At 54.0% G+C, this 12685-nt stretch carries 12 protein-coding genes; 6 read left to right on the top strand and 6 right to left on the bottom strand.

Features of this window, described 5'->3' with window-relative positions:
* Positions 1–186 precede the first annotated feature (186 nt).
* Both purN and purM read right to left on the bottom strand, forming a co-directional pair.
* Positions 187–828 carry a phosphoribosylglycinamide formyltransferase gene (gene purN, locus ACIPDS_RS18860; RefSeq protein ID WP_400739067.1) on the bottom strand — a complete coding sequence of 214 codons (642 nt, stop codon included), beginning with the start codon at positions 826–828 and terminating at the stop codon, positions 187–189.
* Positions 829–1866, bottom strand: coding sequence for a phosphoribosylformylglycinamidine cyclo-ligase (gene purM / locus ACIPDS_RS18855; protein WP_400739064.1), 1038 nt, complete (start codon positions 1864–1866; stop codon positions 829–831).
* A gap of 285 nt (positions 1867–2151) precedes the next feature.
* Between purM and bglK the strand changes: the two genes are divergently transcribed.
* The 5 genes from bglK (at position 2152) to ACIPDS_RS18830 (ending at position 7473) form a co-directional block, all read left to right on the top strand.
* Complete coding sequence (bglK, locus tag ACIPDS_RS18850; RefSeq protein ID WP_400739061.1) at positions 2152–3033, top strand: beta-glucoside kinase BglK; 882 nt, start codon at positions 2152–2154, stop codon at positions 3031–3033.
* Positions 3034–3057: 24 nt separating this feature from the next.
* Positions 3058–4488: a 6-phospho-beta-glucosidase gene (locus tag ACIPDS_RS18845; RefSeq protein WP_400739058.1), complete on the top strand. Its 1431-nt coding sequence runs from the start codon at positions 3058–3060 to the stop codon at positions 4486–4488.
* A 186-nt stretch (positions 4489–4674) separates the two neighbouring features.
* The gene (gene upp / locus ACIPDS_RS18840; RefSeq protein WP_400739055.1) at positions 4675–5301 is read left to right on the top strand and encodes a uracil phosphoribosyltransferase; all 627 of its coding nucleotides are present in this window, start codon (positions 4675–4677) and stop codon (positions 5299–5301) included.
* 85 nt (positions 5302–5386) lie between these two features.
* Entirely contained in the window at positions 5387–6676 is a 1290-nt protein-coding gene (gene uraA / locus ACIPDS_RS18835; RefSeq protein WP_166516018.1) for a uracil permease, read from the top strand.
* A gap of 95 nt (positions 6677–6771) precedes the next feature.
* Positions 6772–7473 (top strand): DnaA inactivator Hda, encoded by a 702-nt coding sequence (locus tag ACIPDS_RS18830; RefSeq protein WP_166516218.1) that lies wholly within the window; start codon positions 6772–6774, stop codon positions 7471–7473.
* A gap of 97 nt (positions 7474–7570) precedes the next feature.
* Here ACIPDS_RS18830 and ACIPDS_RS18825 read toward each other — a convergent pair whose 3' ends face one another.
* The 3 genes from ACIPDS_RS18825 to celB are packed head-to-tail and all read right to left on the bottom strand — an operon-like array spanning position 7571 to position 11296.
* Positions 7571–9019 carry a leucyl aminopeptidase family protein gene (locus ACIPDS_RS18825; protein ID WP_400739051.1) on the bottom strand — a complete coding sequence of 483 codons (1449 nt, stop codon included), beginning with the start codon at positions 9017–9019 and terminating at the stop codon, positions 7571–7573.
* A 3-nt stretch (positions 9020–9022) separates the two neighbouring features.
* Entirely contained in the window at positions 9023–9976 is a 954-nt protein-coding gene (locus ACIPDS_RS18820) for a N(4)-(beta-N-acetylglucosaminyl)-L-asparaginase (RefSeq protein WP_400739048.1), read from the bottom strand.
* A gap of 3 nt (positions 9977–9979) precedes the next feature.
* On the bottom strand, positions 9980–11296 hold the full coding sequence (gene celB / locus ACIPDS_RS18815; protein ID WP_400739045.1) for a PTS cellobiose transporter subunit IIC: 1317 nt from the start codon (positions 11294–11296) through the stop codon (positions 9980–9982).
* Between the two features lie 165 nt (positions 11297–11461).
* Between celB and ACIPDS_RS18810 the strand changes: the two genes are divergently transcribed.
* Complete coding sequence (locus ACIPDS_RS18810; protein WP_400739042.1) at positions 11462–12328, top strand: XRE family transcriptional regulator; 867 nt, start codon at positions 11462–11464, stop codon at positions 12326–12328.
* Here ACIPDS_RS18810 and arsC read toward each other — a convergent pair.
* Positions 12325–12684: an arsenate reductase (glutaredoxin) gene (arsC, locus tag ACIPDS_RS18805; RefSeq protein ID WP_400739040.1), complete on the bottom strand. Its 360-nt coding sequence runs from the start codon at positions 12682–12684 to the stop codon at positions 12325–12327. The two genes, ACIPDS_RS18810 and arsC, sit on opposite strands and share 4 nt — an antisense overlap.
* Position 12685: the final 1 nt, after the last annotated feature.

Here is a 12685-nt window from a genome sequence, read left to right as displayed (position 1 = left end):
TTTGCCGGGCTATGTCCAACTGTGTCAGCTAAGTATGACAGTTATCCTGGTTTGTATAAGAAAATAGTCGCTATTCTTTTTGATATCTAAGTCTTTTTCACTATTTTTACGCATGCCGTTGGGCTCTTGCTGGCATAAAAAAAGAGGGCCATGAAGGCCCTCTATGAAGAATTTGCGAGTCGTGATTCACTCTTCTGCCGCATAGCCCGCAGGCGGCAGCTTAACGCCGTCAATCCAGGCATGATTATCCTGCATTTTCAGGCGACCATCGAGGAACCAGCCGACGACCAGCGGATAGATGGCGTGTTCTTGTACCTGCACGCGAGCGGTGATTTCTTCTTCGTCGTCACCGTCAAAAACCGGCACTTTAGCCTGTAAGATAACGGGCCCACCGTCTAATTCCTCGGTGACGAAATGCACAGAAGTGCCGTGCTCTGCATCGCCGTTGTCCAGCGCTTGACGATGAGTATGCAGGCCTGGATATTTCGGCAGCAGGGAAGGGTGGATATTCAGCAGTCGCCCCTGATAGTGGGCGACGAAATCGGCACTCAGAATGCGCATATAGCCTGCCAGCACGACTACGTCGGGGGCATAGGCATCAATTTCCTGCATCAATTCGCGATCAAACGCTTCCCGGCTGGCAAACTGACTGGCGGCCAATGCATGCGCTGGGATCCCCGCATCGCGTGCGCGAACAAGGCCGAACGCCTCGGCCTTGTTACTGAAAACCGCTCGAATGGTGCCATTAATTCTTTTCTGCTCACAGGCGTCAATAATGGCCTGTAAGTTGCTGCCGTTACCGGAAATCAGCACCACGATGTTTTTCATTTATTTGATGACCACACGCTGTTCGGAATCAGAGGCTTTGATATAGCCGATTTTCCACGCGTTTTCACCTTTTTCGTTCATCAGCGCAATCGCCTTATCCGCCTCGTCTGCTGCCAGAGCAATGACCATGCCGACGCCGCAGTTGAAGGTACGATACATCTCATGCTGACTGACGTTACCGGCATCCTGCAACCAGTTGAATACCGCCGGCCACTGCCAGGAGGATTCATCAATGATGGCCTGAGTGTTGTCCGGCAGTACGCGCGGGATATTTTCCCAGAAGCCGCCGCCGGTCAGGTGAGCAATGGCGTGAACGTCAACGCTTTCGATCAGTTCCAGAATGGATTTCACATAGATGCGGGTCGGTGCCAGCAGGTGATCGGCAAGCGTTTTGCCTTCAAGCTGCGTGGTATCCGGGTTGCAGCCGCTAACTTCGACAATTTTACGCACCAGCGAGTAGCCGTTGGAGTGCGGGCCGCTCGAGCCAAGCGCGATAAGCACGTCGCCGTCGGTCACTTTACTGCCGTCGATGATTTCTGATTTCTCAACGACGCCGACGCAGAAACCGGCCACGTCGTAATCTTCACCGTGATACATGCCCGGCATTTCAGCCGTTTCACCGCCCACCAGCGCACAGCCTGATTGCAGACAGCCTTCGGCGATCCCGCTGATAACGCTTGCCGCGGTGTCGACGTCCAGTTTGCCGGTTGCGTAGTAGTCGAGGAAGAACAGAGGCTCAGCGCCCTGAACCACTAAATCGTTCACGCACATCGCCACCAGGTCGATACCGATGGTGTCATGACGTTTTAAATCCATCGCTAAACGTAATTTCGTACCCACACCGTCAGTGCCAGAAACCAGCACCGGTTCACGATATTTTTGCGGCAGCGCGCACAATGCGCCAAACCCCCCTAATCCACCCATCACTTCAGGACGGCGAGTTTTCTTCACCACCCCTTTGATACGGTCAACCAGAGCGTTTCCTGCGTCAATATCAACACCGGCATCTTTGTAGCTGAGAGAGGTTTTGTCGGTCACTGCAAGTCTCCACGCGTTTGCGATAGCAAGAAAAATCGGCGCAATTCTACCAGTCCAGGCAAACGTTTGCGAGCCTATTCTACATCCAATTTTTAAGACCGATTTTTTGCCGCTTCTCAGTTCTTAAATCGGTCAAATATGATACTGCTCACGAAAATGAAACCGGGTACACCCTTGTCCTTGCATCCGCCCCGCTGAATCCACATCATGTTACTGAAACCGGTTTCTGTTTTCGTGGCAGAGGCCCAATGAACGAGACAAAAACGGCCATAAGGGACAAAAGGGATGAAGATTGCGGCCTTTGATATTGGCGGAACGGCGCTAAAAATGGGCGTCGTCACCGCCAGTGGCGAAATACTGAAGAAAGTAAAGCAGCCCATCAGCGAGAGTGACGGCGAGCAAATTCTTGCGGCAATCGAATCATGGATAACCGCGAACCCAGAGTGCACGGGGGTGGCAATCAGCGCGCCGGGCTATGTGAATCCTCACACCGGCTTTATCGAAATGGGCGGCGCGATTCGTCGTTTTGACAACTTTGCGATTAAAGCGTGGCTTGAATCGCGTTGTGGCCTGCCGGTTGCTATCGAAAACGATGCCAACTGCGTACTGCTGGCTGAGCGCTGGCAGGGGAAAGGGATCAACCTGTCCGATTTTCTGGTCCTGACCATCGGCACCGGCATTGGCGGAGCCATTTTCTGCAACAACCAGCTGGTGCATGGCGCGCGTTTTCGCGCCGGTGAGTTCGGCTATATGCTCACTTCCCGCCCCGGCACCCGCGATGTGCGCCGTTACACCATGAATGAAAAAAATTGCACGCTACGGGTACTCCGTCATCGTTACGCGCAGCATCTGGGTAAAGCGTTTGAGGAAGTCACCGGTGAAGAGATTTTTGACCGCTTCGACGCCGGAGACGTTGTCTGTCAGCGGCTGGTTGAAGAGTTTTTCAACGGTCTGGGCACCGGGCTGTATAACCTGGTCAATCTGTTTGATCCACAAAACATTCTTATTGGCGGCGGCATCGTTGAGCGCCCCGGCTTTCTGGCGCTAATGCGCCAACATTTGGCCTGGTTCGGCATCGCCGATTACATCGATACGGTCAGCCACGGCAACGATGCCGGGCTGATTGGCGCAGTTTACCATTTCAATCAGCAGTACTCGCAGCGATAACTAACTGATTAACGAGGGAAAGATATGACTGGATTTAAAGCTGGATTTCTCTGGGGCGGCGCGGTAGCAGCACATCAACTCGAAGGCGGTTGGCAGGAAGGAGGAAAGGGCATAAGCGTGGCGGACGTGATGACCGCTGGCGCGCATGGTGTTCCGCGTGAAATTACCGACGGGGTATTGCCTGGGAAAAACTACCCGAACCATGAAGCCATCGATTTCTACCATCGTTACAAAGACGATCTGAAGCTGTTTGCTGAGATGGGCTATAAATGCTTCCGCACCTCGATTGCCTGGACGCGTATTTTCCCCAACGGTGATGAGCTAACCCCGAATGAAGCCGGGCTGCAATTCTATGACGATCTGTTCGACGAGTGTCTGAAGCTGGGAATTGAGCCGGTTATTACGCTGTCTCACTTCGAAATGCCTTATCATCTGGTCACCGAATATGGCGGCTGGCGTAACCGCAAGCTGATTGATTTCTTTGTACGTTTCGCTGAAGTGGTATTTACCCGCTATCAGCACAAAGTGAAGTACTGGATGACATTTAACGAGATTAACAACCAGGCTAACTTCCACGAAGATTTCGCGCCGTTTACCAACTCCGGGCTTAAGTATCAGCCGGGTGAAGACCGTGAACCGGTGATGTACCAGGCCGCGCACTACGAGCTGGTGGCGAGCGCTCTGGCGGTGAAAATCGGCCATCAAATCAACCCGGATTTGCAGATTGGCTGCATGATCGCCATGTGCCCGATTTATCCTCTGAGCTGCGCGCCAAACGATATGATGATGGCGATGAATGCGATGCATCGCCGTTACTGGTTCACGGATGTTCATGTGCGCGGCAAATATCCGCAGCATCTGCTGAACTACTTCGAACGCCGTGGCTTCGAGCTTGATATCACTGAAGAAGATCGTCAGGCGCTGGCCGAGGGTTGCGTCGACTATATCGGTTTTAGCTACTACATGTCGTTTGCCACGAAAGCCACGCCGGACAACCCGCAGCTCGATTATGATGAAACCACCAGCCTCGTCTCCAATCCGTATGTCGAGAAATCTGACTGGGGATGGCAGATTGACCCGGTTGGCCTGCGCTATTCCCTGAACTGGTTCTATGACCATTATCAGCTGCCGCTGTTTATCGTTGAAAACGGTTTTGGCGCGATTGATGTGCAGGAAAGTGACGGTACGGTGAACGATCAGTACCGTATCGATTATCTTGCGGCGCACATTGCTGAAATGAAAAAAGCGGTAGTAGAAGACGGTGTCGATCTGATGGGCTACACCCCATGGGGCTGTATTGACCTGGTGTCTGCCGGTACCGGCGAGATGAAAAAACGCTACGGCTTTATTTACGTTGATAAAGACAACGAAGGCAACGGTACGCTCGCTCGCAGCCGCAAAAAATCTTTTGCCTGGTATCAAAAGGTGATTGCGACCAACGGAAGTGAACTGTAACTCGCTGAATAGTTAAAATAAAACCCCGCTTGCCGGGGTTTATTTTTATACTGACTTATACTGATTGCAGTGCCGTTCACCGCTTTGCTTGATCCTGGTCAATCAACATGGGTATGGCGCAGCCGAAAAAAAGCGGTATAATCCGGCGATTTTTTTTGTGGCTGCCCCATTCAAAGGAGAAAGAGAATGAAGATTGTGGAAGTTAAGCACCCACTCGTCAAACACAAGCTGGGCCTGATGCGCGAAAATGACATCAGCACCAAACGCTTCCGTGAACTCGCCTCCGAAGTTGGCAGCTTGCTGACGTATGAAGCCACCGCCGATCTGGAAACCGAAAAAGTCACTATCGAAGGCTGGAACGGCCCGGTAGAAATCGACCAGATCAAAGGCAAGAAAATTACCGTTGTGCCAATCCTGCGTGCGGGCCTGGGCATGATGGACGGCGTACTGGAAAACGTGCCAAGCGCGCGTATCAGCGTCGTCGGTATGTACCGTGACGAAGAAACATTTGAGCCGGTACCGTACTTCCAGAAACTGGTTTCCAACATTGATGAGCGCATGGCGCTTATCGTCGACCCGATGCTGGCTACCGGCGGCTCCGTTATCGCAACCATCGACCTGCTGAAAAAAGCGGGCTGCACCAGCATTAAGGTGCTGGTTCTGGTGGCGGCACCGGAAGGTATCGCGGCGCTGGAAAAAGCGCACCCTGACATTGAGCTGTACACGGCGTCAATTGACCAGGGCCTGAACGAGCACGGATACATTATTCCGGGCCTCGGCGATGCTGGCGATAAGATTTTTGGTACCAAGTAAACGAAAAAATAAAAAGAGCCGACTTTGAGAAGTCGGCTTTTTTTTGAATAAAAACTGGGCTAACAACACCATAGAGGAAAACAACATGACGCGCCGTGCCATTGGGGTCAGTGAAAGACCGCCGCTTTTACAGACTATCCCGCTTAGCTTGCAGCATTTATTCGCCATGTTTGGCGCAACCGTGCTGGTACCGGTTCTGTTCCATATTAACCCGGCAACCGTTCTGCTGTTTAACGGCTTGGGAACGCTGCTGTACCTCTTCATCTGTAAAGGTAAAATCCCCGCTTATCTGGGCTCAAGCTTTGCTTTTATCTCCCCGGTTCTGCTGCTGCTGCCGTTAGGCTATGAAGTGGCGCTGGGCGGTTTTATTATGTGCGGCGTACTGTTCTGCCTAGTCTCTTTCATTGTGAAGAAAGCGGGTACCGGCTGGCTTGACGTGATGTTCCCACCGGCGGCAATGGGCGCAATCGTTGCCGTTATTGGTCTGGAACTGGCGGGCGTAGCGGCGAATATGGCCGGTCTGCTACCACCTGACGGTCAGTCTGCGGATACCAAGACCATCATCATTTCGCTGGTTACGCTGGGCGTTACCGTCTTCGGTTCCGTACTGTTCCGCGGCTTCCTGGCCATTATCCCGATTCTTATCGGTGTGCTGGTTGGCTATGCGCTTTCCTTCGTGATGGGCGTTGTTGATACCTCGCCAATTGCCGAGGCGCACTGGTTCGCGCTGCCAACCTTCTACACGCCGCGTTTTGAATGGTTTGCTATCTTCACCATCCTGCCTGCGGCGCTGGTGGTGATTGCCGAGCACGTAGGTCACCTGGTGGTGACGGCCAACATCGTGAAGAAAGATTTGATTCGCGACCCGGGCCTGCATCGTTCAATGTTTGCCAACGGTCTTTCTACCGTGATTTCCGGGTTCTTTGGTTCAACGCCAAACACCACCTATGGTGAAAACATCGGCGTCATGGCGATTACCCGCGTGTACAGCACCTGGGTTATCGGCGGTGCGGCAATTATCGCGATCCTTTTGTCTTGCGTCGGCAAGCTGGCAGCGGCGATCCAGATTATCCCATTGCCGGTAATGGGCGGTGTTTCTCTGCTGCTGTACGGCGTCATTGGCGCATCCGGTATTCGCGTGCTGATCGAATCGAAAGTGGATTACAGCAAAGCGCAGAACCTGATCCTGACATCCGTTATCCTGATTATCGGCGTGAGCGGCGCGAAAGTGCACATTGGTGCTGCTGAACTTAAAGGGATGGCATTAGCGACGATCGTCGGTATCTGTTTGTCTCTGGTGTTTAAACTGATAAGCGTGCTGCGCCCTGAAGAGGACGTTCTGGACGCTGAAGAAAGCGATCAAACTTCCCATTGATCCTCTCACCGGGCGGGATCGCCGCCCGGTTCTCTCCTCGCTAATTTCTGTGGTAAACTCTTTTCGATTTTTCGTAAGCCCATGTTGAGGTCTCTCTGAACGCACCGGCACAGCTCTCTTTGCCACTGTATCTTCCCGATGATGAAACTTTCGCGAGTTTCTGGCCGGGTGATAACCCTTCTTTACTTGCAGCGGTGCAAAACGTACTGCGGCAGGATCACAGCGGATACATCTATATCTGGTCACGTGAAGGCGCCGGGCGCAGTCATTTACTGCATGCTGCCTGTGCTGAGCTTTCCCAGCGCGGTGACGCGGTAGGTTACGTTCCGCTGGATAAGCGCACCTGGTTTGTGCCGGATGTGCTGGAAGGGATGGAGCAACTTTCGCTGGTCTGCATCGACAATATCGAGTGCGTGGCCGGTGATGAAGAGTGGGAAATGGCGATCTTTAATCTCTATAACCGCATTCTGGAGTCAGGCAATACGCGGCTGCTGATAACCGGCGATCGTCCGCCACGCCAGCTTAATCTGGGGCTGCCGGATCTGGCCTCGCGGCTGGATTGGGGACAAATCTACAAGCTTCAGCCACTGTCCGACGAAGATAAGCTGCTGGCGTTACAGCTGCGCGCGCGCCTGCGCGGGTTCGAGATGCCGGAAGATGTTTGCCGCTTCTTGCTAAAGCGCCTGGATCGCGAAATGCGTACGCTGTTTTTAACGCTCGATCAGCTTGATCACGCCTCGATCACCGCTCAGCGCAAGTTGACCATTCCGTTTGTGAAAGAAATCCTCAAGCTTTAGGGCCTCTCTCTCCCGGCGGCGCTGCGCTTGGCCGGGCTACCTGTATAAATGTAGCCCGGACGAGGTGCGAAGCACCGACTCCGGGAAATCTCCGGCGCTAACCCAAATCGTTTAACAGATGCTGCATCAGCAGCGGAATCGGCCTTCCCGATGCCACGCTTTTGCCACCTTCACGCCACAATGCCGTACCGCTCACGTCGAGATGCGCCCAGGGAATGTTCGCCGGACAAAAATGATGCAGCAGCCATGCCGCAGACGCACTGATGGCGGCATTATTGGTCGGCGTGTTACATAAATCGGCAATCGCGCTTTCCGTCTGTTTGGTGAAACGCGCATCCAGCGGTAGCGACCACACCTCATCACCGCTTTGCTCGCCTGCGGCAGTCAATGCGTGACGCAGAGGCGTATCCTGGGTCATTAACCCGCTCAATTCATAGCCCAGCGCTTTCACTACTGCACCGGTCAGCGTCGCCAAATCAATGATATAGCGGGTTTCCGGGTGGCGCTGGCTGGCCCAGGCGATAGCGTCGGAGAGCACCAGGCGACCTTCGGCATCGGTATTATTGATTTCCACCGTCATACCGTTACAGGCGCGCGCCACGCTGCCGGGCTGCATGGCTTCGGGGCCGATGGCATTTTCCGCCAGCGCCAGTACGCCCATCACGCGTACCGGCAGGTCAAGCTCGGCAATGCTGAGCATTAACCCCAAAACGTTTGCCGCGCCGCACATGTCATATTTCATGGTGTACATACCCGCGCCTTCTTTCAGCCACAAGCCACCGGTATCAAAGGTTATGCCTTTTCCGACATAGCTACGCACCGGCCCGCTGCTTGCGCCGTCATAATGAATGGCTAACAGGCGAGGAGGGCGGGCCGAGCCTTTACCTACCGCATGCAGCAGACCGAGCCCTTGTTGAATAATCGCCTTCTCATCCAGCACTTCGCAGCGCAAGGCCGGGAAGTCAGCGCACAAACGCATGGCTTCTTCCACGACAAACTGCGGTGTACATTGCTCCGACGGCAGATCCGCCAGACGACGGGCGGCAACCATTCCGTTGGCGATGGCCTGTTGCTGGTTGAATAATGCTTCCAGCCGGGCCGACTCGTTCACGGAACAGTAGGCATCGATATGCTTCAGGCGCACAGCGTGGTCTGATGTTTTTTTCAGGCCGAGGTCGGTCAGCCTATGGGCCTGATTGAAGAGTAAACGCAGCGTTTTTGCCAGCACGGTATCGTGAATGTCGGTGCAGTCCAGCAGGACGGCGCTGCAAACCGGCGCGGCAATAAGGGGACGAAGCGTGCTCAGAAGTGAATCGGTCAGCGTGTCGTGCCAGGCTTTGCGCGGCACCACGGTAACACGTGCAAAAGGGCCACAGCCAAAGCACGTATCCGCAAGCGTTCCCTGTTCGGCAAGCGCCGTCATCTCGACAATCAGCGGATTATCACGTAAAGACTCTTCCAATAGCAGCGTGCTGCCGGGAAAGGTAATCAAATGACAGCCATTCTGCTCGCGAGAGAGGGCGGTGATTAAACGGTAGCGAATCATGATTTACTCCTCGATAGGCGCACGAATGCGGTCGGCATAGGCCTGCATCCAGGCGTCGTCCACCGGTTGATAATGGGTTTTCTCTTTGACGCGCTCCGCGCGGAATACCGTCAGCGGCTGGATGGCTGTGGCGACGACAAAAGAGAAGGTTTTGATGTTCGTCGCCGCGCCGAATTCGCCCTTACGATTCATACAGACGACGGAGAGATCGCCCGCGCGACCAAAGCGCGACATTAGCTTATCCTCAAGCTCGTACACCACCGAATCCGCCGCCTGCTGCGGGCTCATTCCCTGTTCCATTCGCCGCACGATTTCATAGCTGGTGCAGCCTTTCATCAGATCTTCACCGACGCCGGTGGCGGTTGCCGCGCCGATTTCGCTGTCGCAATAGAAGCCGGAGCCGATAATCGGCGAGTCACCAAGGCGACCGCGTTTTTTCATAAACAGGCCGCTGGTGGAGGTGGCGACGCTCATGGAGCCTTGCTTATCCAGCGCGATAACACCGACGGTATCATGCCCATCGTATGGGCTAAGACCTTTATCGAGCGTCTCGCGGCAGCGCTTGCGATAGTGCTGCATCGCCCGGTCGGTGAGCATTTTTTTGTCGCTAAATCCCTGACTTAGCGCCCATTCCCTCGCGCCCTGGCCGACCAGCAGTGAGTTATAACGCTGACGGCCCAGCGCATGAGCGACCTTCACCGGGTTGGCAATATCGACCAGATTACCTACCGCGCCGAAGGCCAGCGTATCGCCGTCCATCCAGGCAGCGTCAAGCTCCACCTCGCCATTCTCGGTGGGCAGGCCGCCGTAGCCCACCGATTTATACAACGGAAAATCTTCGACAGCGACCACGGCATCAACAACCGAGGTTGTCGCGGCACTCCCTGCGGCAAGCGCCGTCGCTGAGTCACTTACCCCTTCCAGCGCCATACGCCAGGTTGCAATTATTCCCCACATCTCTTACTCCTGCTTTGCTAGCGTATTGGATCCCTCGGCATCACTGACTTCTGCCGCGCGGTACTGCTTATCAAGAATGCGCATAAATGGCAGATAGAGCATTGCGCCAATCAATAGATTAAGTATTTGCATGATGCTGCCGGAAATATGCCCGGTAACGATAAATCCGCTGATAACCGGCGGCAGCGTCCACGGAATAAATACCCCGGTGGTGACCGCGACCATGCCAATTTTCATCGCCACATACTGGATGGTGACCAGCACCAGTGGCACCAGATTGAACGGGATCAGCATGATGGGATTCATAATGACCGGCAGACCAAACAGAACCGGTTCGTTAATGTTGAATACCGATGCCCCCGCGCCAAGCCGTGCCACTTCTCGCATGCTCTTACTGCGGGCAAAAATCAGCATGGCGATCACCAGCGATAGCGTGGCGCCCGCGCCGCCCATCCAAATCATGTCGAAGAACTGCTCGGTAATAATATGCGGCGGCGTCACCCCGGCCTGAATGGCGGCGATGTTGTCGGTCTGGTTTTCCATCCACAGCGGACGAATGATGCCGTTGACCATTGAGCCGGAATTGATCCCGACTGACCACAAAATGGTAATGCTGAACACCGTCATCAGCGCGCCAAAATAGGAGGTGCCGAAATGGCGAACCGGCGTGGCAACCACTTCATAGATGAACTGATGAATGGTTTGATAGTGGGTATTTTCAAATCCAATGCGAATGGCCAGCACGATTACCATCACCACCAGCGCGGGAATAAGTGCCGCAAAGGACTCCTGCACCGCAGGCGGCACGCCGTCTGGCATTTTGATCACCAGCTTTTTCTTTTTCAGCCAGCAAAATAGCTCGGTCCACAGCAGGGAACCAATCATGGCGACAAACAGCCCCTTAGTGCCGATCCATTCCACTGGCATGACGGTAATGCCGCCGTTTTCCGCCACCTTCATAAACGGCGTCAGGATCAGAAAACTGACCAGCGCCAGGATCCCGCACGACAGACGATCTTCATCGTAATGCTCTGCCAGCCGGTAGGCGACGAGGAAGCTGATAAATAGCGACATCGTTGAGAATACGGCGTTAAACGGGATTTCAACGATAGCGCTCCAGTTCGCCCCAAAGCTGTGAGACATAAATTGCTGATAGCTTTGATTCGGAAACGACGAAATGACCAGCAGGATAGAGCCAACGATGATGAAAGGCATAAAGGAGACGTACGCGCCGCGAATCGCGCCAAGATGGCGCTGCTGTGCGGTTTTTGCCGCAATCGGCATCAGTTTCTCTTCTAAAAATCCCAGAACATTGTTCATTGTGAACTCCGTAAAAGATTAACGGACATTGTGTGTGTTATGTAATAGAGAACGACGAAAGGATTATCGAAGAAAGGTCATGGTGGAAAGGTGAAACGGGTCACAACGTCCTGACTTAATCACTATAAATCTCATCTGATTGGTTATTTAACTGCAAGGGTTTTTATGGAAATTAAGCTGCACGCCAATGCCACGACAACGCCCAGGGTCAGGAAATATTTGCAGGAATCAAACAAAAGCGACCGTGAGCTGGCGAAAGAACTGGGTATTTCGGTAACCACGGTACGGCGCTGGCGAAATCGGCAACAAACCTCCGACCGGAGCACCACGCCGGGAGTTGTACACAAAGCAATGAGACAAGAACAGGTCATCCTGATAAATGCTTTGCGGGATATTTTCCAGGCTCCGCTCGACGATCTGCTGTTTATGGTGGTTGAGGGGCTGGGTATTGAGCTTTCCCGCGCCACGTTAAGCCGCTACCTGAAGCCCTCTTATCATGGCGGTACACGCGACAAGCTGTGCGGTAAAAAAGCGCTGAAGGCCGGAATTAAACCGCACACGCTCACGTTGCATTACCGCTTGTTGTCACTGCACATGGATGACGATGGCGATCACCATCTGTTGTGGGCGCAGGAACCCGTCAGCGGATGGTGCGCAGCACGAGTCTATTCCGGTATGTCGCCGTCGCTGGTGGTGAGCTGGCTGGATCAAGTGCTGGCGCAGTTTCCGGGTGATATCCAATCTGTTGAGATTAAAAGCGATGAGTGGCTAAGTGATACCCTGGTTGCAGCGCTTAATCAGCGGCTGGCGGAGCGGGGGATTCAGGGGCGAAAAACGTCGGTTACGCCTGAGCGCGTGGCCGTACAGGTTACATCGCCGCTGGTGGAGATTATTCCGGCGGCAAGCATTTATACGCCAGATGCGCTGGCAGTCAGGCTGTGCACGATTTTTAACACCGGGAAGGAACAGAAAAAGCTGGGGAATATGACGCCGCAGGCCTTTTTACACGCGCTGCGGCCGCAAAGTACTTAACCGACGATATCCAGAACCTGCTCCGGCGGGCGACCGATGCGCGCCTGGCCGTTGCTGACCACTATCGGGCGCTCAATCAGCTTTGGATTTTCAACCATCGCCTGAATTAATGCCTCTTCGCTGAGCTGGCTGTCGCTAAGATTGAGTTCCTTATACCGATCCTCCTTCTGGCGCATTAGCTCGCGGGCACTGCTCATGCCGAGCATCTTCAGCAGCTGGCGCAGCGTTGCGGCATCCGGCGGCGTTTCCAGATAAAGTACGACGCTTGGGTCGATGCCGTTGTCCTTTAAAAGGCTCAAGGTTTCGCGGCTCTTTGAGCAACGTGGATTATGGTAGATGGTGACCGTATCCGTCATG

The sequence above is a fragment of the Kluyvera sp. NPDC087067 genome, from assembly GCF_044745165.1.
GTDB lineage: Bacteria > Pseudomonadota > Gammaproteobacteria > Enterobacterales > Enterobacteriaceae > Kluyvera.
Note: the sequence above shows the minus strand (reverse complement) of the source record. Positions and strands in the feature narration are given on the sequence as shown.